Source organism: Catonella massiliensis (assembly GCF_016651435.1).
Lineage (GTDB): Bacteria > Bacillota > Clostridia > Lachnospirales > Lachnospiraceae > Catonella > Catonella massiliensis.
This window is the reverse complement of record NZ_JAEPRJ010000001.1, coordinates 1,783,570-1,803,401: the sequence shown is the minus strand read 5'-3', so window position 1 is coordinate 1,803,401 and position 19,832 is coordinate 1,783,570. Positions and strand designations below refer to the sequence as shown.

17 protein-coding genes are annotated in these 19,832 nt (G+C 40.4%); all 17 read left to right on the top strand.

The annotated features are described in order from the left end of the window. Window positions 1–99 precede the first annotated feature (99 nt). The 17 genes from JJN12_RS08190 (at window position 100) to JJN12_RS08110 (ending at window position 19,831) form a co-directional block, all read left to right on the top strand. Entirely contained in the window at window positions 100–1,239 is a 1,140-nt protein-coding gene (locus JJN12_RS08190; protein ID WP_208429218.1) for a metal ABC transporter substrate-binding protein, read from the top strand. Window positions 1,240–1,350: 111 nt separating this feature from the next. Next, window positions 1,351–2,046, top strand: coding sequence for a metal ABC transporter ATP-binding protein (locus tag JJN12_RS08185; protein WP_208429217.1), 696 nt, complete (start codon window positions 1,351–1,353; stop codon window positions 2,044–2,046). 12 nt (window positions 2,047–2,058) lie between these two features. After that, a complete protein-coding gene (locus JJN12_RS08180; protein ID WP_208429216.1) occupies window positions 2,059–2,901 on the top strand; it encodes a metal ABC transporter permease in 843 nt (280 codons plus the stop codon). Between the two features lie 57 nt (window positions 2,902–2,958). Then, on the top strand, window positions 2,959–3,633 hold the full coding sequence (locus tag JJN12_RS08175) for a hypothetical protein (protein ID WP_208429215.1): 675 nt from the start codon (window positions 2,959–2,961) through the stop codon (window positions 3,631–3,633). Between the two features lie 130 nt (window positions 3,634–3,763). Further along, on the top strand, window positions 3,764–4,015 hold the full coding sequence (locus JJN12_RS08170) for a BrnT family toxin (protein ID WP_208429214.1): 252 nt from the start codon (window positions 3,764–3,766) through the stop codon (window positions 4,013–4,015). After that, window positions 4,008–4,313, top strand: coding sequence for an antitoxin (locus JJN12_RS08165; protein WP_236013737.1), 306 nt, complete (start codon window positions 4,008–4,010; stop codon window positions 4,311–4,313). Before JJN12_RS08170 ends, JJN12_RS08165 begins: the two co-directional genes overlap by 8 nt. Before the next feature lie 72 nt (window positions 4,314–4,385). Next, on the top strand, window positions 4,386–5,018 hold the full coding sequence (locus tag JJN12_RS08160) for a DUF421 domain-containing protein (protein ID WP_208429213.1): 633 nt from the start codon (window positions 4,386–4,388) through the stop codon (window positions 5,016–5,018). 148 nt (window positions 5,019–5,166) lie between these two features. Further along, the gene (locus JJN12_RS08155) at window positions 5,167–6,822 is read left to right on the top strand and encodes a DUF4091 domain-containing protein (protein ID WP_208429212.1); all 1,656 of its coding nucleotides are present in this window, start codon (window positions 5,167–5,169) and stop codon (window positions 6,820–6,822) included. A gap of 161 nt (window positions 6,823–6,983) precedes the next feature. Further along, window positions 6,984–7,922, top strand: coding sequence for a metallophosphoesterase family protein (locus JJN12_RS08150; RefSeq protein ID WP_208429211.1), 939 nt, complete (start codon window positions 6,984–6,986; stop codon window positions 7,920–7,922). 1 nt (window position 7,923) lies between these two features. Continuing rightward, on the top strand, window positions 7,924–8,703 hold the full coding sequence (locus tag JJN12_RS08145) for an endonuclease/exonuclease/phosphatase family protein (RefSeq protein WP_208429210.1): 780 nt from the start codon (window positions 7,924–7,926) through the stop codon (window positions 8,701–8,703). Continuing rightward, the gene (locus JJN12_RS08140; protein WP_208429209.1) at window positions 8,696–9,631 is read left to right on the top strand and encodes an ABC transporter permease; all 936 of its coding nucleotides are present in this window, start codon (window positions 8,696–8,698) and stop codon (window positions 9,629–9,631) included. The genes JJN12_RS08145 and JJN12_RS08140 overlap by 8 nt, the downstream gene beginning before the upstream one ends. An 82-nt stretch (window positions 9,632–9,713) precedes the next feature. Next, window positions 9,714–11,510: an extracellular solute-binding protein gene (locus JJN12_RS08135; protein ID WP_208429208.1), complete on the top strand. Its 1,797-nt coding sequence runs from the start codon at window positions 9,714–9,716 to the stop codon at window positions 11,508–11,510. A 28-nt stretch (window positions 11,511–11,538) separates the two neighbouring features. Continuing rightward, complete coding sequence (locus JJN12_RS08130; protein ID WP_236013735.1) at window positions 11,539–12,471, top strand: carbohydrate ABC transporter permease; 933 nt, start codon at window positions 11,539–11,541, stop codon at window positions 12,469–12,471. A gap of 196 nt (window positions 12,472–12,667) precedes the next feature. Next, entirely contained in the window at window positions 12,668–13,594 is a 927-nt protein-coding gene (locus JJN12_RS08125) for a carbohydrate kinase family protein (protein WP_208429207.1), read from the top strand. A gap of 3 nt (window positions 13,595–13,597) precedes the next feature. Further along, window positions 13,598–14,959, top strand: coding sequence for a family 4 glycosyl hydrolase (locus JJN12_RS08120; protein WP_208429206.1), 1,362 nt, complete (start codon window positions 13,598–13,600; stop codon window positions 14,957–14,959). A gap of 11 nt (window positions 14,960–14,970) precedes the next feature. Continuing rightward, window positions 14,971–18,063 carry an alpha-mannosidase gene (locus JJN12_RS08115; protein ID WP_208429205.1) on the top strand — a complete coding sequence of 1,031 codons (3,093 nt, stop codon included), beginning with the start codon at window positions 14,971–14,973 and terminating at the stop codon, window positions 18,061–18,063. Window position 18,064: 1 nt separating this feature from the next. Next, entirely contained in the window at window positions 18,065–19,831 is a 1,767-nt protein-coding gene (locus JJN12_RS08110; RefSeq protein ID WP_208429204.1) for a sensor histidine kinase, read from the top strand. Window position 19,832 lies beyond the last annotated feature (1 nt).

Below are 19,832 nucleotides of genomic sequence, written 5' to 3'. Positions count from 1 at the left end.
AAATTTCTCTTGACAAATATACAAAAGAGTAGTATTTTATCCTTTGTAATATTGCGACTGAGTTGCAAAATCTTTATGTAAAGTTATAAAGGAGAAGATATGAAGAAAAGAGTTATTATGCTTACAGCTTTGGCTGTGGCAGTATGCGGAATATTTGCAGGCTGCTCTAAGACAGGAACTGAGACTAAATCAAGTACAAAGTCAGTAACATCTGCTACAAGCAGTGCGGCTGCTTCAAGTACAGCAAGTACCAAAAGTGAGGCCAAGACTGATGATGCCAATAAGAAGTTCAGTGTAGTGTGTACCATTTTCCCGGAGTATGACTGGATTAGACAGCTGGTTGGAGATAAGAAGGACAATTACGAGATTACCTACCTCTTAGATAAGGGTGTTGACCTTCATAGCTACCAGCCTACTGCTGAGGACATTGCAAAGATTGCAAACTGTGACCTCTTTGTATATGTAGGCGGTGAGTCTGACGGCTGGGTTAATGATGCGCTTAAAGAGAGCAAAAATGATAAGATGCAGGTGGTAAATCTTCTTGAAACCTTGGGTAAAAATGTAAAGCCTGAAGAAGTAGTGGAAGGTATGCAGGAAGAGGATGAGCACGACCATGACCACGATCATGATGATAAAGACCATGATGATAAAGACCACGACCATGATGATAAAGACCACGATCATGACCACGAAGAAGAGACAGAGTATGACGAGCATGTATGGCTTTCACTGAGAAACGCTACAGCTCTTGTAAATACTCTTGCTGAGAAGCTTCAGACTATAGATCCTGAGAACAAGGATTATTATGCAACAACGGCTGCTGATTATACAGCCAAGCTTGGAGATCTTGATTCAAGATATCTTGCAACCATTAAAAAGGCTAAGGTAAAGACAGTGCTTTTTGGTGACAGATTCCCATTCCGTTATCTTGTGGATGATTATGGACTCAAGTACTACGCAGCCTTTGTAGGCTGTAGTGCAGAGACTGAGGCAAGCTTTGAGACAGTAGCCTTCCTTGCAAAAAAGACAGACGATCTTAAGCTAAAAAATGTTCTTGTTATAGAGAATTCTGACCAGAAGATAGCAAAGAAGATAGTTGAGACTACTAAGGATAAAAACCAGAATATAGTTGTACTTAACTCAATGCAGTCTATTACCAATGAAGATATAGCAAATGGTGCGACCTATCTTTCCATTATGGAGAGTAACTTAAAGGCTCTTGCGTCAGCGCTTAAGTAGTAAGAAGACGCTGCTTAGGCTTGCGGTTATTACAAAGTATAGTGTATAGTTTTCAGGTGGGTGTCAAAATTGTTTGACACCCACATCATATTATAGATTTGGAGAAATAAAATGGCATTTATCACTTGTAAAAATCTTGAACTGGGCTATAAGGATCAGCTTGTAGCCACAGGCATCAATTTTACGGTTGAGAAGGGTGATTATTTATATGTAATAGGGGAAAACGGAGCAGGCAAATCCACCCTAATGAAGACTCTTTTGAGGCTGATGAAGCCGGTATCGGGAGAAATTACCTACGGTGATGGTCTTCTTCCCTATGAAATAGGCTATCTTCCGCAGCAAAGTCTTGCACAAAAGGACTTCCCTGCATCTGTCTGGGAAATTGTATTGTCAGGCAATCTTTCAAGGATAGGCAGCAGAGTATTTTACAGAAAAGAAGACAAGCTAAGGGCTGAGGAAAATCTTGACAGGCTTCATATTATGAATCTTAAGAAGAAATGTTATCGCAATCTTTCGGGTGGACAGCAGCAGAGAGTGCTGCTTGCGAGGGCACTGTGTGCTACAGATAAGCTCCTCCTCCTTGATGAGCCTGTGAGTGGTCTTGATCCAAAGGTGACAGCGGAGTTTTACGGACTTATAAGTGATTTAAATAAATCAGGAGTGACCATAATTATGGTTTCACACGACTTGGCAGCAATAGAGAATGAGGCAGGAAATGTTCTTCACATAGGAAGCCGTGGACAGCTTTTCTTTGGAAGTAAGAAGGATTATCTAAAAAGCGATGCCAGAGAAAGTCTCGGAGTATAGAAGGGAGAAATTATGGCAGAAATTTTAGAAAAATTGCAGTATTATCTTCAATTTCCATTTGTAATCTATGCATTTATAGTAGGAGTGCTTATAGCACTGTGTTCCTCGCTGCTAGGCGTAACCTTGGTTCTTAAAAGGTTTTCATACATAGGGGATGGACTTTCACACGTAGCCTTTGGTGCTATGGCTGTAGCAAGTGTTATAGGGCTTACGGATAAAATGATTATCATCCTTCCTGTCACAGTAATTACAGCTATCTTCCTCCTAAAGACAGGGCAGAACAGCTCCATAAAGGGGGATGCTGTTATAGCTATGCTTAGTGTAGGAGCCCTTGCGATAGGATACATGCTTATGAACATATTTAACACTAAAGGTAATGTGTCAGGAGATGTCTGTACTACCCTGTTTGGCTCAACCTCTATACTCACACTAAGTAAGGAAGAAGTTCTTATCTGTATAGTATTTTCCATACTTGTAATGGTCTTCTTTGTGTTACTTTACAACAGGCTCTTTGCTGTGACCTTTGATGAGAATTTCTCAAAGGCAACAGGAGTGAAGACAGACAGGTATAATCTCCTTATAGCGATAATCATAGCTGTGATTATAGTGCTTGGGATGAATCTTGTAGGCTCACTTCTTATATCCGCACTTATTATCTTCCCTGCACTTTCTGCGATGAGACTTATAAAAAACTTCAAGGGAGTAGTTATTTTTTCAGCATCCTTATCTGTGGTTTGTGCGGTTATAGGAATGCTTATTTCGATATTGGCATCCACACCCGTAGGCTCAACCATAGTGGCGGCTGATATGGTGGCGTTTTTTATCTGTGTTATAATAGGGAAGATAAAAGGTTGATTTGCACACTTTTTAAACACAAAGTTATGCTTTAATTAGCTGAGGAGGTTTTTATTTATGAGAAAGAGAATATTAACACTGCTTGCCCTTAGCACAGTTATTACGGTGACAGCCTGTGGCAGCAATCAGGCCTCTACCAAGATGCAGCAGCAAAATACTGTGGAGAAGGCAATAAGCAATCAGATAAATAAGGAAATAGATGACCAGGTTAAGAAGCTTGAGGATGAAGAAAAGTCTGGAACAGGCGGCCCTAGTTCTTCAGGTTCGAGTACGGGAAGTCAGATAGTAACCCAAAATGGTCAAATCTTAGGGGCAACCTCTGACTTCGAGGCAAAACTAAAAGAAGCCAGAGAGCAGAAGCCTGTTGACGGCATAGACTATGACCTTACTACAATGGGAAGTGATATGATATATGCTACGGTTTATCTTATGATGACTGACCCTGACCAGTTTGAAGGAAAGATGATTAAGATGAAAGGGCAGTACCTGTCTGCTTACTATGAGCCTAGAAAAGAGTATTACAACTATTGTTTTATCTCAGATGCGGCGGGATGCTGCAGTCAAGGTATAGAGTTTGCTACAAAGGACAAGCTAAAGCAGAGGAACCTTCGTCCCGAGGATAATACAGATATAGAAGTCGTAGGCAAGTTTGAGACTTACATGGAAGATGGCAAGATGTACTGCCATCTAAAGGACTCTAAAATGACAATATTAAAAGATGATGGAAACTAAGAATGTGATGTGAGATACCTCTAGGGGTATCTCTTTTTTTATCGACTATAGTCGAAATGCTGCTTGGATTTTAATTTTTATCGACTATAGTCGAAACGATTGTTGATTTTGCCATCTTTATCGAGTATATTTGAAACAGATAAATATATCTAAGCATGGAATTGACTTTAGTACAGCCACTCTTGTTTTTGGTGATGATAATCGTATTGAAAAATATGATGAGTCGCATTCCATGACTGAAGATAGATATGTTACTATTGGAGAAATAAACGGAATAGCTGTCATAGTTGTTGTAGTTTATACAGAGAGAGAAGATTCTATTAGAATTATATCGGCAAGATTAGCTACAAAGATTGAAAAGGAGGCATATTATAATGGTTAAAAATATTGATGTTAAAAGTAAGCCGACTCCAGAGCAGATACAGATGCTTGAAAATGCAAAAAAAATTGCAATCTCAAAAGATGATGAGTATCCGGAATTTACCAAGGAAGAATTGTCAAAATTTAAGAAGATTTCTGAGGAAAAGAAAATTGACAGGCAAAAACAGATAGTGACCTTACGACTGTCAGGTAAGGCTTTGAAAAAGGCTAAATCTTTAGGGAAGGGATACACATCAATTCTTAGCAGAATTATTGAGGGAGCATTAGAAGATCCTGAAATAATTAAACATTACATTTAATTTCCATTTGATTAATTGATTTTTTGTGATAAGATGTAGAAGTAAAAATTAACCCAAAAGGAGAATGAGAAAATGAATGATTTTGTTCTGGTTTTTATTAAGCTTATGATAGGATTTCTATCTGCAATAGCCGTTATCAATTTTACAGGTAAGGGTAACCTTGCACCAAATTCTGCCAGTGACCAGATACAGAACTATGTCCTTGGTGGAATTGTCGGTGGTGTGATATATAACAAGAATATAGGTATATTTGAGTGTCTCCTTGTTATGCTTGCCTGGTTCCTGCTTGTGACAGGATTTAGGCTATTAAAAAAGCATAATGTTAGAGTTAAACAGATTATAGACGGGAAAGCACTTATTATTATAAATAATGGTAAGGTAGATATTGAGAATTGCAAGAAAGCAGGACTATCAGCACATGATGTGGCATTTAAGCTAAGAGCGCAGAATGTATATTCAGTTAAAAAGGTTAAAAGAGCTGTAGTCGAGCAAGACGGTAAGATTATTATAGTGCTTGATGGAGAAGAAAATCCTAAGTTCCCTATAATCACTGATGGACATCTTCAGACAGATATCCTTGAAGTAATCGGAAAAGACGAAGACTGGATCAAAGAAAAAATGAGAGAGAAGGGCTTTGAAGAATACAGTCAGATTTTCCTTGGAGAATATGTGGACTGCAAGGCTATATTTGTGTCTTATGAATAGAACTGCTTGAACTCTACCGCCCAAAGTACAGCTGTAGCAATCCTGTATCAATTGGTGTCAAATACTTTTGACACCCACATCATATCATATAAGCAGACTTATTTGAGAAGTCTGAAAGTTAAGAACAAGTAGAGGAGATATTGTGGGGATGGAAGCAATTACAAAGTTAATCTGGCTGGATTCTATGGCTAAGGTGTTTCACGATGAAGAACCTGTGGAAAGCATAGAGGGCGAATGTCCCTCTTTTTTTGTAAATGAGGTCTTTAGTGTTCAACTGGGCATAAAATCGACAGATGAGAGCGACAATGACCTGGCTGAAATCGAGATAGGCGGCTTACTTGCACCATTTACAAGACTTAGAGAGGTAGTGGCTGTGCCTGTAAGGTACGCAGGAAAGGAGAGGCATGGGGGAGAATATCTAAGGAAGTCTCCAGGGCTTTTCCCTGATTTACTAAAAGATATTAAAGGAGGGAAGCTAAGGCTTGCAAGCGGCTACTGGCAGGCACTTCATTTTACCATTGACCTAAGAAATGCTGATAAAACCAAGCTTAACTTCGGTAAAAACAATCTCATCGTTACTATTAAAACTGAGGGAAATGAATATAAAAAAGAAATAGAGCTTGAGGTTTTAAGAGGGGAGCTTCCAAGGCTTAGCATTTATCATACTGAGTGGTTTCACGGCGACTGTCTTGCAGATTACTACGGGGTAGAGAGTCTTTCAGAAAGACACTGGGAGATAATGGCTAATTTTATAAGACATTACGGAAAGTCAGGAATGAATACCATACTTGTACCGACTTTTACACCGCCACTTGATACCGAGGTAGGTGGAGAGAGGACTACGGTGCAGTTGGTTGAGGTTCATAAAAACGGCTCATCCTATAGCTTTATCTTTGATAAGGTAAAGAGATTTATTGATATCTGCCTTGAAAGTGGCATAGAATACTTTGAGATGGCCCACCTTTTTACCCAGTGGGGCGCAAATGCCGCACCTAAGGTAATGGCGTATACTGAAGGAGAATTAAAGAAAATATTCGGCTGGGAGACTGATTCTGAGGGTGAAGAGTATATGGACTTCCTTTCTGCCTACCTTCCTTCTCTCACTAAAAAGCTTGATGAATGGGGACTTAACGGCAAGGTGTTCTTTCATCTCTCAGACGAGCCTGATGAAAACTGCATAGAAAAATACAGTAGACTTAGAAAAAGAATAGCTCCGTTTTTAGGTGACTATCCTATCCTTGATGCGGTGTCAAGGTATAGCTTCGTGGAAAGAGGAATAGTTGACAGACCAGTGCCTGGCAATAATCATCTGGAACCATTCTTAGAGAATAATGTCAAGGGGCTTTGGACTTACTATTGCTGTGCTCAGGGTGATAAGGTTCCGAACAGGTTTATGTCCATGCCATCAGCCAGAAACAGGATAATGGGAGTCCTTATCTACTATTTTGATATAAAGGGCTTCCTGCACTGGGGGTATAATTTCTATAACTCTCAGTATTCCATAGAGCATATCAACCCTTATGCAGTTACTGACGCAGGAGGTGCCTTTCAGGCAGGAGATGCCTTCCTGGTATATCCGGGTGTTGACGGAAAGCCGGAGGATTCTCTTAGAATGATGGCTCTAAATGAGGGCTTTCAGGACTATAGAGCTCTTGTAAAATATGAAGAAAAGGTTGGTAGAGCAGAGGTGATAGCCCTGATTGAGAGGCTTTATGGTGGGAAGCTGTCTATGGAAAACTATCCTGCAAGCTATAAATACATAGAAGATTTAAGAGATACAATAAATCAAAATTTTCCACTTTAAATACTAAAAAAGTCCATTGTGTATAAATAAAAATCCATTTAAACTGTTACTGATACAGTTTGAGTGGATTTTTTATGTGATATACATATAAGGCAGGGCAGCCTGTCTTAGGGTACCACACATCTCAAAGTGTGTGGTAAGAAGGAATATAAGAGAGAGGTATGCAGATGGCCCATGAACTTAGATTTAATGAAGATGGCAATATAAAGATAATGCAGCTAACTGACCTGCATTTTACCAATGATGATGAGGCAGACCATAAGACGGTAGAGCTCGTAAGGCAGGCACTTAGAGATGAAAAGCCTGACTTTGTTATAGTTACTGGAGATATGGTATACGGTGAGCATAATCTAGAATTCCTGCCTAAGGTCTTTGCTCCTCTTACAGAGGGAGACTGTCCTTGGACCTTTGTATTTGGTAACCATGACTCTGAATGGGGACATAGCAGGAAGGAACTCCTAGAAGCCGGCATGAAGCTTAAAGGCTGTGTAGCCTGCCATGATGCAGCATCTATTGATGGAGTAGGCAATCACGTAATAGAAATCAAGAATAAAAACAATGAAACAAAGTGGGCTATATTTGCCATTGATTCAGGTGATTATTTCCCTTGTGAAAAGATAGGTGGCTATGCCTGCATCACAAGAAATCAAATTGACTGGTATCAGGCAAAGATTCGTGAGCTTGAAAGTAGCCATAAGGACTTCTCAGCCCTTGCCTTTCAACATATAGCTGTGCCTGAGCATCAGGAAGTATTCAAATATGAGAAATGCTACGGAGTAAAGAGAGAAGGAAGTGGGGCACCGAGATTAAATTCAGGCTTCTTCTACGCCTTAGTTGAGGCAGGACATACAAAGGGGCTCTTCGTAGGACATGACCATGCTAATGATTACTACGGCAATCTCTACGGTATTACCCTGGGTTATGGAAGAGCAGGAGGCTATGGCACCTACGGCGCACCTGACCACATGAAGGGAGCAAGGCTTTTTGTACTAAATGAAAATAATACAGAGAGCTTTGAAACCTATGTCTACCTTGAAAATGGCACAGTGATTAAAGAACCTTGGTGTTATGAACCGCTTTGCAGAAGAGATGAGGCTTAATATGGAAGGTATCAAACTTGTTACATTTAATATCCGCTGTGATTATGAGCAGGATGGAATCAATAATTTCGCTTTCAGAAAGCCTATGATAGTAGAAAAGATAAGCTCTGAAAAGCCTGATATAATCTGCTTTCAGGAAGTTCTTCCACATGTTGCGGTCTGGATTAAGGAAACCTTGTCAGACTACTATGTAGTAGGTTGTGGACGAAGTGAGGACTTTACGGATGAACAGGAGAGCATAGCCTTTAAGAAGGATAGGTTCAACCTTGTTAGTATGGAGACCTACTGGATGTCGGAAACCCCTTATGTGCCTGCAAGCAGGTATAAAAAACAGAGCACCTGTCCTAGGGTTACTACAGAAGTAGTCTTATATGACATGGCTGAAAAGAAGATGTTCAGGCTTCTTAACACTCACCTTGACCACGAAGGAAGCGAAGCAAGACTCTTGGGACTTAATCAGCTGCTAAGAAAGCTTGAGGCAGAAAAAGCCTTCTCTGATATACCTGTGATTATTACAGGAGACTTTAACGCAGAGCCTGACTCTGAGGAAATGAAGTCTATAATCACATCCGGAAAGTACCAGGACTTAACGAAGGATATTGACTTTACATTTCACGATTACGGTAAAGAAAAAGAAAAGATAGACTATATATTTGCAACTAAGGATGTATTTTGCAAGAGCACTGCAAAATGGGCTGAGGAAAGGGACGGAGTTTTTCTATCCGACCATTATCCTACAGAGGCTGTAATATATCTAAGTGAAGGAGGTAACCATGGATAATAAGGCAGTAAAGCTAAACAAAAAGAGCCTGAAAAGCAAGCTCCTTCATTATTGGCCACTTTATGTGATGCTCCTTCCTGCAATAATATATTATATTTTAATCTGTTATGTGCCAATGGCAGGCAATGTACTGGCATTTAAGGAATATTCCTTTAAGAAGGGAATCTGGGGAAGCGATTTTGTAGGGCTTAGGTATTTTGAATCATTTTTTAAGAGCTATGATGCCTTAAGGCTGATTAAAAATACTCTGACTGTAGGCTTTATAAAGTGTATACTTGAGTTTCCTTTTGCCATCATCCTTGCCCTTCTCTTAAATGAGCTTAAGAACATGAAGTTTAAGAAGGCAAGTCAGACCATTACTTATTTGCCTCACTTCCTCTCAAGCGTAATCATAGTAACGATGATTCAGCGATTGCTCGCACCTAACAACGGTGTAATCAATCAGATTATAGCAGGACTTGGAGGAGACGGAAGTACCTTCTTCCTTATGGATGCAAAGTATTTCCTTGGAATTCTCTTCTCGATGGACCTTTGGAGGAACATAGGCTGGGATTCCATTATCTATCTGGCTGCGATAAGCAGTGTGGACACCTCACTTTATGAGGCGGCTCAGATGGATGGCTGTGGCAAACTAAAGAGGATGTGGCATATAACGCTTCCGGGAATCAGAGGAACCATAGGTCTCCTTTTCATTATGGGAGTGGGAGGTCTTCTCTCATCAGGCTTTGAACAGATATATCTGCTTAGAACACCCGGAAATATGCAGCTTGCGGACACACTCGATACCTACGTGGTTAGAGTAGGTTTGCAGGGAGGTCAGTTTGGATATGCAACTGCTATAGGACTTATTCAAGGTCTTGTAGGTCTTGTCCTTGTGATAGGAACCAACAAGATATGTAAGAAGCTAACAGAGGTCAGTCTTTGGTAATGTATTCTCCCTGATTATTGCTATATAACAATGGGAATGACAGGGAATAAAAACATACATAAAAAGAAAGGGGTAGTAGTTTATGAAAACAAAAAATCTCAAAAAGGTGCTTTCACTTGCACTGCTTGGCAGCATGATGGTGAGTATGCTCGGTGCCTGTGGTAATTCCTCTGAAAAGAGTGGAAGCAGTGCAGGAAAGGCAAGTACTGCATCAACAGGAAAGTCATCTACAGCCAGCGGGCAAACAGCAGATGGCAAGCCATCTACCTGGATAGCAGACAGAACAATCAACATCCAGGCATATGTAGATGACATCGGCTACAGTCTTCCAAAGGACTTTAACAACACACCTGTGATGCAGGAACTCACAAAGCGCACAGGAATCAAGTTAAACATCCAGTATACACCTGGAGACAGTGATGCTAAGGTACTTGCGTCACAGCTTGCGGCAGGAACCATTCCTGACGTAATCATTTCCTATCTGGATGACTCCACAAGACCGGAGTTCCCACTCCTCTTAAAGGCAGCGAAAGAGGGAATGTTTGCTGATGTTTCCGCAATGATGAAGGATTCTCAGGTTTACAAAAAATACTATGAAGAAGGCTATCTTCCAAGAGACAGCTACAAGAACATTGTATTCAGAGAGGAATTTGGCGATGCAGTTTATCTTCTTCCAATGAAGATTGAAGAAGTAGACCGCTCTGCACAGTACATCCCTGAGGATGCCTACCTTGGAGGTCCTTATATCCAGAAATCAATTGCAGACAAGTTAGGAATCGATCCTACTTCAATCAGAACTTCAGAAGATTTCTACAACCTTCTTGTGAAGATTAAGAAGGGCGGATTTAAGGATGACAACGGAAATGATGTATGGCCTTTAGGACCTAAGTACTGGGGCGGCTCTTATGATTCACTTGCCTTTAATATAGGTGAGCTGAACTGGGGAGTAAGCGGTAAGGGTTCTCTTGGTGGATACAACATAGATAAAAAAGACGGCAAGATTAAGCATGAGGCGGAGACAGACTATGTATATGACAAGATTAACTATGTAAGAAAGCTTATCAAAGAAGGACTTATGAATCCTGAGTATTTTACAATGGATCAGACACGTGCGGAAGAAGTAAGCAAGAGCCACAACTCTGCTATAATCGCAGATGTACACAACTATGAGAACATTATTTTCCAGACAAATGACTGGGTTCCTTTAGGGCCTCTTAACAATGTATCAGGAGATAATAAGGGAGTTGTTTCAGGCAAGACACAGCGTGGCTGCTGGGCTATATCTTCACAGGCAGAGAATCCTGAAGAAATCTTTAAGTTCTTTGATTACTTATCTACCTATGAAGGACAGCTTTTAGCAGAGTATGGAGTAGAAGGCTTATCATATAACTTAAAGGATGGAAAGCCTGTTATTACTGAGGAAGTATCAAAGAAGCTTAATGAGGGTGATGTAGACTGGCTTATCAACAATGTTGGTGCTGCTTTTGGTGGTACCGCAAACTACTTCTTTGAGTTCATGCTTACCAATGTAAACCCAATTGATAACTTTGGTGAGTCAAGACCGGGTTCAGGAAGCGGTTCAGCATTTAAGAGAAGTGTGGAGATAGCAAAAGAGTATCCACGTGAATACAAGGTTGTACCGGGACTTAAGGCTACAGCCTACTTAACTTCAACAGGACTTGAAGATGTAAAGGCACAGATGGATTTACTTAACTATCAGGAAACTCTAATCCAAGCATTCTTTGCAAAGGATGACGCTGAGGTTAAGTCCATAATCGAAGCTTTTAGAAATCAGCTTCAGTCAGCTGGAAATGACCAGTTTAAGGCTAAACTTGAAGAGCTTCACAAAGAAGATCCACAGTCAATTCAGTTCTATTAGATTATAGTTAAAAGGAGCAGGTATAGTTATGGAAGCAACAGACAGAATAATTACACCAAAGAAGAATAAAATAAAACAAAGCTTGGGAGACAGAATAATACAGGGCTTTATTATACTTGTAATACTTGCACTCTGCCTTGTGATTATTTTGCCTTGCATAAATGTACTTGCTCTTTCATTAAATGACGGTGCTGATGCTGCAAAGGGAGGGGTATATTTCTTCCCTAGAGCATTTACACTTGAGAACTTTAAGCAGGTATTCAGTGACGGAAGCATTATGAAGGCTTATAAATACACTATATTAAGAGTGGTTATAGGAACACTTCTAACCCTCATAGTTACTTCACTTGCGGCATTTGCACTCAAGGAAAAAGACCTTCCGGGAGTAAAGGTTATAACCATCTTAATTACCTTTACCATGCTTTTTGGAGGAGGAATGATTCCTACCTATGTTCAGTACAAAAATCTTCATCTTATTAACAATTTTTGGGTTTATGTAGTACCAAGTCTTGTCAGCGTGACCTACCTGCTTATGATGAGAGCTTATTTTGAAGGAATTCCTGCCAGTCTTGAAGAGTCTGCAAAGCTTGACGGCTGCGGATATTTTGGGATTTATGGAAGGATAATACTTCCTCTCTCAAAGCCTGTAATTGCAGTTATAGGCCTCTATACAGCAGTAAACCATTGGAATGACTGGTTTTCAGGTGCATTTTACATGACAAGCAACGAGAAATGGCCGGTACAGACGGTGCTTCAGCAGATGCTCGCAAGGGCTATGTCAGCATCACAAAAGGATATAACAAGTGTGGCACAGGCTCTGGTACAGGGGGCAAGTACAGTTACTTCCGACTCCCTCAAAATGGCTGCCGTAGTGATAACCACAGTACCTATTCTTCTCATTTATCCGTTTGTACAAAAGTACTTTGCAAGCGGTATAATGATAGGAGCAGTTAAAGGTTGAAAAGTGATATTTAGGATTGTGGAAGTGATGATGCAATCTGTAATGGGTGTCAAAGGTATTTGGCACCCTTATCATTTAGTAGAGTCTATACAGAATAGCATGATGATACAATAGTAAAAAGCATAAAAATCTGGTTGGAGCTTGTCTTAAAGAGAATTTTTATCTTTTGAAATGATGTTAATATAAGGAAAAATATATGAAAAAATGGGATGTATATGTTTACGGTGATGTAAACATCGATGAGATAATAAGAGAGGCGAGAGAGATTCCGCCTGACGGACAGGAATGGGAAGTAGAAAATATCAAAACCTGTATAGGAGGAGGAGCAGCGCTCTTTGCCTTAGGGCTTGGTAAGCTTGGACTAAAAACAGCCTTTAAGGGAAGTGTGGGTGATGATTTATACGGAGACTATATCAAAGATACATTTAATAAATACGATATAGATACTTCGCTTATAACCACTAAAAAAGATAAAAATACAGGGATATCTCTTAGCTTTACCAATAAAAATGACAGATCTTTCCTCACTTACAGAGGAACTAATGATGATATAGATATTAGAAATATTAAGCTTGATGAGGTTAGGCTTGCAAGGCACATCCATATCACTGGCTATATGGGAAGTAAGAACCATGAGGCCTATCTAAGCCTTATAAGGAAGATAAAGGAGGAGACTTCTGCCACTATTTCATTTGATGTGGGCTGGGATGATACAGGAGAATGGAATAAGGGGATATATGATATTTTCCCATATCTGGATGTGCTTTTTATGAATGAAACAGAGGCAGTCCATTATAGCAGGAAGTCTACTGCAGTAGAAGCGGCTGAGGATTTTGCAAAGTATGCCAAGGTTGCAGCTATAAAGCTAGGCTCAAAAGGCTCTATCGCCGTATCAGAGGGGCTAACCTATGAAGATAAGGGATTTAAGGTAGAGGCCATCGATACAACGGGGGCGGGCGACTCCTTTAACGCAGGCTTTATCTACGGATACCTTGTAAAAGGAGATATAGGTCTTGCACTTACATATGGAAATGGCTGCGGCGCACTTTCCTGTACAGGTCTTGGTGGAAATACGGCCTTTCCAGATCTTGCTTTATTAAATGAATTTATGGAAAAGAGGTAGAATATGAAGATTGCAGTAATTGGAGGCGCCGGAGTAAGAACGGTAATATTTATCAATGGACTACTAAAAAGATATAAAGATTTGCACATTGAGGAAGCCATGTTATATGATATAGATTACAAGAAGCTTGGTATTATAGAAAAGCTCTGTAATCAGGTTATAAGAAGAGAGAATAAGGACTTAAAGCTGTCTGTATGTGAAGATGTAAAGGAGGCTATAAAGGGAGCTGACTACATTGTTACTACTCTTAGGGTGGGAGGAGACCATTCAAGAGTAATAGATGAAACTGTAGCACTAAAGGATGGTGTAATAGGTCAGGAGACTACAGGTGTAGGCGGATTCTCAATGGCGGTTAGGACAATCCCTGTCCTCCTTGACTACTGCAAGCTTATAAAGGAATACGCACCAAATGCCATTATATTTAACTTTACCAACCCTTCAGGCCTTGTAACTCAAGCACTTAAAAAGGCAGGCTATAAGAATGTGATAGGTATCTGCGATGCGCCAAGCAGCTGCAAGTTCAGGATGGCGGCAAAGCTTGGAGTAGAGGAAAAAGACCTCTATGTTGAGTTCTATGGACTGAATCATTTATCCTGGATTAGAAGCGTAAAGAAAGAGGGAAAAGAAATCTTACCTGATTTACTTAAGGATGATGAGTTCCTAAGTGAAGTGGAAGAGTTTAAGATGTTTGACAAGGATTTACTTAGGGATCTTGGACTGCTTCCAAATGAATATCTGTATTACTATTATCACAGAGAGAAGGCCTTAGCCAATATGCTAAAGTCAGAGGCGGCAAGAGGAAAGAGTATTGAAAATATAAATCTTGCTATGATGAAAGAACTTGATATAATGGATGCAGATACCGAGGCAGAAGAAATGCTTCAGACTTTTCTTTACTATATGCAGCTTAGGGAAAATTCTTATATGTCTGCGGAAACAGGCGGAGAGAACAGGCCTATGCTCCCTAAGGGAGAGCTTGAAGTACCTGACGGAATGGGATATGCGGGAGTTATGCTTGACTGCATAGAAGGCCTGCAGTCCGAAGAGGGAAGGTACCTTGTGCTGTCTGTGGAGAATAACGGCAGCATACCTGAACTAAGGGATGAGGATGTGGTAGAGGTTACCTGCAAGGTATCAAAGAATGGCATTGAGCCTGTGAAGGTGACGGATGTACCAGAGGATTGCATGGTTTTAATAAGATTAATAAAGAACTATGAGAATCTTGTAGTAAAGGCAATAGAGGAAGATTCAAGAGAAACTGCTATAAGAGCGCTTATGCAGCATCCTCTCATTAGTTCCTACTCACTTGCAAAGAAGCTATTAGAGGATTATGAAACAGCATACGATAAAAAAATGTTTAACTAAGGAGGAAGCTTATGCCTTTTGATTTTAAGCATCAGGAAAGAATACACAATTTGTTGGAGGAAATAGGAGAGAACAGATATAGAAACCTTGTGCCTATTGAAGAATTTGACTGGTACGAAGATGACGGAGTGGTAGGTAACAGGGTTCCAAAGGGCGAATCTGTCAAGGTAGGTCAGGGGTTTAGGTCAAAGGGCTATGATAAATACAACTGGCTTTGCACCAAGATAAGCATACCTGAGTCCTTTGGAGATGAAAATGTACTTGGCATTTTTGACTTCGGTGTACCTATGGGAACAGGCAATAACAGTAACTTTGAGAGTCTTTTATATGTAAACGGCAAGCCTTATCAGGGAGTGGATGGTAATCACAAGGAAGTCTTCTTCAACCTGAAGGAAACGGGAAGAGAACTTGAATTAAGCTTTAGAATATGGTCAGGACTTAACGGCGGCGGCAGGCCTCGTGAGATGACCATGTCCATTGACAGGGCAGAGTTTGGTGTGCTTGATACGGCAGCAGATGATTTCTACTACCTTGCTATGACTGCGCTTGAGACTCATGAACTCCTTGATGAAAATAATGAATATAAGTCTTATATCTTAAACCAGCTGGTAGAGGCCTTCAGACTTGTTGACTTTACCAATAAAAACAGTGAGGCCTATTATAAGAGTTTGCAGACAGCCCTTGATTATCTTAGGGATAGATTTAAGGGACAGGGAAAACCGGGCGTAAATGTGACCATGCTCGGCCATACCCATATAGATGTGGCTTGGCTTTGGAGGCTTAGACATACAAGGGAGAAGACTGCAAGGTCATTTTCTACAGTTAACAGGCTTATGGAGAAGTATCCTGAATACATATTCATACAGACACAGCCTCAGCTTTATGACTATCTGAAAGAGGACTATCCTGATATATATGAACATATCAAAAGACGGGTGGCTGAGGGCAGATGGGAGCCTTCAGGTGCCATGTGGGTAGAATGTGACTGTAACCTCGCATCAGGTGAATCCATCATAAGACAGATACTAGTAGGTAAAAATTTCTTCAAAAAAGAATTTGACTATGAGAGTGAGTTCTTATGGCTCCCTGATGTATTTGGCTATTCCTGGGCCCTGCCTCAGATTCTTAAAAAATCAGGTGTCAATACATTTATGACTACCAAGATAAGCTGGAATGATACCAACAGACTTCCTTATGATACTTTTATCTGGCGTGGAATGGATGGAAGTGAGGTAACCACACATTTTGTAACCACAACAGAATTAAATGATGTAACCTACACCTACAACGGTGAAAGCAGGCCTTATGCGATAAAGGGAGTATGGGATAATTATAGAAATAAAGACTTAAACAGAGACTTACTTATATCTTATGGCTTTGGTGACGGCGGCGGTGGTCCGACCAGAGAAATGATTAAGTATATAGAGGCGGCAAAGCTTATGCCTGGTATTCCAAATGTAGAGACAGGAAGGGCTACTGAGTACTTTAGAAAGTTAAATGAAACAATAAAAGAAAATCCATATAACGGATATCTTCCTATCTGGGATGGAGAGCTCTATCTTGAGTTCCACAGGGGAACTTACACCTCTCAGGGCTACAACAAGAAGATGAACCGTTTTATGGAGTATAAGCTAAGGGAAGAGGAGATGCTTTCAGTCTTTGCTGAAAAGCTGTTTGACAAGCCTTATAACAGAGAAGAATTCCTTAAGGCTTGGAAGATAGTCCTCTGTGAGCAGTTCCACGATATACTTCCGGGTTCAAGTATCCACGAGGTATATGAGGATAGCCATGAAGAGTATGAAAGAGCCTTAAAGTATATTGAAAATGCTACTAAGGCAGCAAAGGCTTCATTTGTAACTGAGAAAGAAAATGCCTTCACCCTCTTTAATCAGGCAAACTGGGAAAGAGACAGCATTGTAAAGATTCCTGCAGGGGCTGAGGCTTATGAGTATACAGACAGTGAGGGAAATATACTTCCCAGCCATAGATGTGGTGAGCAGGACCACGTATATGTGAAAGGACTAAGGCCACTAGCCTTTAGCACTATTACAAGAAGTGTAAAAGCTTGTAAGGAAGCTTCATCTTTTACAGAAAATACTGTGGAAACGCCTTACTACATTGTGTCCTGGGATGATAAAGGAAGACTGGTAAGACTCTATGATAAGAGCGCAGACAGAGAAGTTATACCGGAGGGAAAGTTTGCCAATGTCATCCAGATATTTGAAGATAAGCCTCGCTGCTTCGATGCCTGGGAGCTTGAATCTACCATCGACCTTAAAAAAGAGGAGATTCATTGTGACGGCAATATCATAAAGACTAAGAATGAACTTGGTTACTTCATTCATTTTACCTATAATTACAATAACTCTAAGATTATGCAGACCCTCTGCCTCTACAACAACAAGAGGAGAATAGACTTTAAGACAATTGTAGATTGGAAAGAGAGCCAGAAGATTCTAAAAACTGCATTCTCTGTAGACATAAGAGGAGTATTTGCAAGATATGATGTGCAGGAAGGAAATATAGTAAGACCTATTACAAGAAACACTTCCTGGGAGGCTGCTAAGTTTGAAGTGGTAGCTCATAAGTGGGCTGACCTTTCTGAGACAGGCTATGGTGTGGCTCTTCTAAATGACTGCAAATACGGCTATGACATCAAGGAAGACACTATGAGACTCTCCCTCTTAAAGTCTGCAACAGACCCTGACTATAGTGCAGACTACGGCACACACGAGTTTACCTACAGCCTCTATACTCATAAGGAAGAGTGGTATAATGCTAGGCTTGAAGAGGAAGCTTTTGACCTCAACTCACCTGTGGTTGTACTTGAGGGTGCATCCGCACTTGGCAAGGAGAGCTTAATTAGCTTTGATGTAGAAAACGTTGTGCTTGATGCCTTTAAGAAGGCTGAAAATGAAGAGGCTTATGTGCTCCGTTTCCACGAATTCACAGGCAGAAGAGGCAGGCTGACTATATCAACAGGGCTTAAGTTTGATAGCTGGTGTGAGGCTGACCTTATGGAAAACCCTCTGGGAGAGTGGAAGCAGACAGCTATAGAAGTGGAAGTAAAGCCTTATGAAATTAAGACAATAATGCTAAAATAATATGATAAACACCGTAAAACATTCAAAAACAATATTTAGGCAGGTTCTTATATTTTCGCTCCTAATCAGTCTTGTACCGATTATTCTGGTCAGTATAATACTGTTTAGAAATCTTGAAAGTACAGCTGAGAAGGAGCTTACTGCCTCATATAAACAGATTGGACTGCAGTACATCAACAATATAAAAGACAGGCTTAACAGACTTGAAACAGGTGTACTTGTAGTATCAAAGAATACAACCATACAGGAGCAGCTCTTAAATCCTCTGGATTCCCCATATATAAAGGGGGAGTTAATTAGTGAGGAGATTTTTAAGAGTCTGCTCCTTGAAGGCAGAAATGAGATAAATAACTGTATGGTCTACACCAAGCTGCAAGGCAGGGAAATATTTGGACGAAGTGCCTCTACCTGGGAGGTTGCGAGGAAAGAGAGCTGGTATAATTACTATAATGGCAGAGAGGGAAAGTGGTTCACCTACCCTTATGCGAGTGGGAAAAATACTAAAACGAGCATAGCGTCTTTGGTGTATAATATCTATATACTGGATACCGGATCCCTTGCCCAAAAGGATATAGGAGCTGTTAAGCTGGATGTGAACTTAAACAGGATGTTCTCTTCTGTCTCAGGTGAGGGAGAAGATGGCAGCTTTGACATCATTCTTTCTGATAAAGAGGGGAAGGTACTTTTTGCTGAAACTGCTATGGGAGAAGAGGCAAGAAAAGAAATACTTGAGTACGCAGCCTCAAATGATGAGGAAGGAATTAAGACTCATGGCTATGTGGTGTATAGATTTAACTTTGACAACCTTGGATTACAAGCAGACCTTGCCTTTGACAACAAAGAGCTTGTAAGTAAAAGGAATAATATAATTAATCTGTTCTTCCCTGTACTTTTTGCCCTTATAGGAGTTATCGCCTTGGCAGCGGGCTTATTTGCAAAGCGTTTCTCAAAAAGGGTGAATCTGCTTGTGGACAAGTTTAAGACGGCGGAAACAGGAGATTTGAGTGTGAAAGAGCCTATCACAGGCGGTGATGAGATAACGAGCCTTGATGAGCATTTCAGCCAGATGCTTATTAAGCTTGACAGGCTGATAAGGACCAACTATGTACAGGAGCTTGATAGAAAAAAACTGGAACTAAAAAATCTCCAGCTGCAGATTAATCCTCATTTTCTATACAATACACTCGAGACTATAAGCAGCATCGCTGCGGTAAACAAGGTATTTATTATAGGCGACATAGCTGGAAAGCTTGGAGAAATCTTCAGATACAGCCTTGGCAAAAACTATGGTGACTTTGTTTCGCTAAAGGATGAGTTAACTCACATAGAGAACTATATTTTCATACAGAAAATGAGGTACGGAGATAAACTTGAGGTATTCTATGATGTTGAGAACGATACTAAGTCCTGCCTCGTTCCAAGGTTTATCCTGCAGCCTATAATCGAGAACTCTATCCTACACGGAATCGCTCCAAGGACTAATGGAGGTATAATAGAAATCCGTACCGAGATTTGTGAGGGCAACCTTGTTATAAGAATTGAAGATGACGGAGTAGGTATGGATGCAGAGAAGGTAGACTATATAAATCATGTTATTAACTCTAAGAGAACTGAAAGTGATGAGAACTCAGGAGTTGGAGTTAAAAATGTGAACCAAAGAATCAAATTTGTGTACGGTGATGAATACGGTGTAAGGCTTTCAAGCTCACCTAATCAGGGCAGCAGCTGTATCATCACGATTCCTGCAAAGAATCCGGAATGGGACTGAT